The organism is Pseudomonas sp. P5_A2_2 (assembly GCF_054177685.1).
Genome location: NZ_JBGCUL010000743.1, coordinates 1 through 2,247, shown reverse-complemented (window position 1 = coordinate 2,247; position 2,247 = coordinate 1). Strand labels below are relative to the sequence as shown.

Sequence of the window (2,247 nt, the reverse complement as noted above, 5' to 3'; positions counted from 1 at the left end):
GAGTTTACAGTGCCTTTCGCCCCGCGCATCTCGCCTGTTTCAAGATGAAGATGAGGCCGATTCAGTTTGCCGGGTGAAACGCGACAGCAGCACACGATCCAGCACCCACACCACCACCAGCGACGCGCCCACCAACGGGAAGGCCACCGCCAGGGCGAACATGATCACCGTCGCAGTTTTCCATTTCGGCAGGTCGTGACGAAGTGGCGGCACGCCGAGTTTTCCTTGGGGGCGACGCTTCCACCAGATCACCACGCCACTGACCGCGCTGAGCAAAATCATCAGGCAGATCAGCAACACGATGATCTGGTTGAACGTGCCGAACATCTTGCCTTCGTGCAGCATCACGCCGATTTCCGTGGCGCGGGCGACGGTACCGTACTGCTCGAAACGTACATCGGCCAGGACCTTGCCGGTGTACTGATCGATGTGCAGGGTGGCGTCATTGCGTGGGTCGTCGGCGAACACGGCGATGGTGAACACGCCAGTCGCGGTGGTCGGCAGGGTGATGCTGTAACCCGCTTCGACCTTGCGCTCTCTGGCGATGTTTTGTACGTCCTGCAGGCGTATGGTCGGCGATGCCGGACCGGCCGCTGCGCCGTCGTGGGCCATGTGCTCGGCATGATCGCCGGACATTGGCATCGGCGTATTTTCCATGGCCCACGGCACGGTCTGGCGGGTGGCGGTGTTGAGGCTGCGCGCCTCGACATCGGACTTCGGTACGTCATCCCACATGGCCGCCGGGAACACGTTCCACACTTCAGCGTACTGCTTGCCCCAGAAGCCGGTCCAGGTCATGCCGCTGAGCAGCATCACCAGCAGCAGGGACGCGCCCCAGAACCCGGTGACCGCGTGCAGGTCACGCCACAAGATTCGACCGCGACTGTTCAGGCGCGGCCACAAGATGCCTGCTGCCTGACCGCGCGGCCACCACAGGAAAATCCCGGACACCACCAGCACCACGCCCCAACCGGCGGCCAGTTCGATCAGCCGATCGCCAACGGTGCCGATCATCAGCTCGCCGTGAATCGACCGGGCAATGGCTTGCAGGTTCTTCTTGGCGTCTTGCTCGCCGAGGATGTCGCCGTGGTATGGATCGACAAAAACGTTCAGTTCGTTGCCGCCATTGAGGACGACAAACTGGGCGCTGCGCTCGGCATTGACCGGTGGCAGGTATTGCTTGACGGTCCCTTGCGGGTACGCCGCTTTCACCCGGTTGAGCAGGTCGTCGGCCGGGACGGTGTGATGACCGGCCGGGACATTGAGCAGGCTGCTGTACATCAGTGAATCGAGTTGCGGTTTGAACAGGTAAATAGTACCGGTCAAGGCCAGCATCACCATGAACGGCGCAACGAACAATCCGGCATAGAAATGCCAGCGCCACGCCAGGTTGTAGAAATTCACTTTGGGCTGTTTCATCACGTGTGCTCCGCTTGGCTGGATCTTTTAGTTGTTTGTTTTTGCGGTTGCTGCGCAACCGATCGCGAGCAGGCTCGCTCCCACAAAAGAGCGGCCTGCCTGGGCTGTTCTCAGAAGCTCATGTCCACCTTGGTCCAGAGCGTGCGCCCCGGTTCCTTGATGGCTTGCGGGTCATTGGCCGGGTAGCCGAAACCGGCATTACCGGCCAGGTTCAAGTGCTCGGCGTAAGCCTTGCCGAACAGGTTGTCGACGCCGCTGCTGACCTTCCAGTTGCTGTTGATCCGATAGGCACCGTTGAGAGAGAACACGCCGAACCCCGGCGTCTTGCCGAAGTCCTTGCCGACCACGTTGCCCTTGTTCTGGTCGATACGGTTTTGCGCGGCGACCACTCTCCACAGTGCGCCGGCGCTCCAGTTATCTTCGCTGTAGGTCAGGCCGAAACGGGCATCCAGCGGCGGCATCTGCGGCAATGCACTGCCATTGCTGCTGTTCTTGCCCCAGGCATAGGCCAGGGTCGCGTCGGCGTTCCAGTTCTCGGTGAAGTTGTAGGCGGCGCCCAGTTCACCGCCCATGATTCGCGCGTCGATGTTTTCGGCTTGCGAGGTCGTACCCATCATTGTCGGGGTGTAGTTGAACAGGATGTAATCGCGCACCTGCCCGACGTAAGCCGAGGCCCATGCTTCGAGGTCTTCGGTCTTGTATTGCAGGCCGAAATCGAGCTGGGTGGTTTTTTCCGGTTTGATCGAATCGAAAGCATTGACCGAACCGGCGGGGCCGGACTTGGGTGAAAACAGCTCCCAGTAATCCGGGAATCGCTGGGTGTGACCG

General features: G+C 60.8%; 2 protein-coding genes. Both read right to left on the bottom strand.

The genetic code is table 11. The features are described from left to right. Window positions 1-39: 39 nt before the first annotated feature. A complete protein-coding gene (locus ACXRVY_RS25065; RefSeq protein WP_223463614.1) occupies window positions 40-1,419 on the bottom strand; it encodes a PepSY-associated TM helix domain-containing protein in 1,380 nt (459 codons plus the stop codon). Window positions 1,420-1,529: 110 nt separating this feature from the next. Beyond that, window positions 1,530-2,247 (bottom strand): TonB-dependent receptor domain-containing protein (locus tag ACXRVY_RS25060; protein ID WP_458238527.1); only part of this gene is annotated, 718 nt, incomplete at its 5' end.

What these genes read in the sequence shown, in the direction of transcription:
- ACXRVY_RS25065 (WP_223463614.1), bottom strand. Translation starts at nt 1,419, where the DNA reads ATGAAACAGCCCAAAGTGAATTTCTACAACCTGGCGTGGCGCTGGCAT.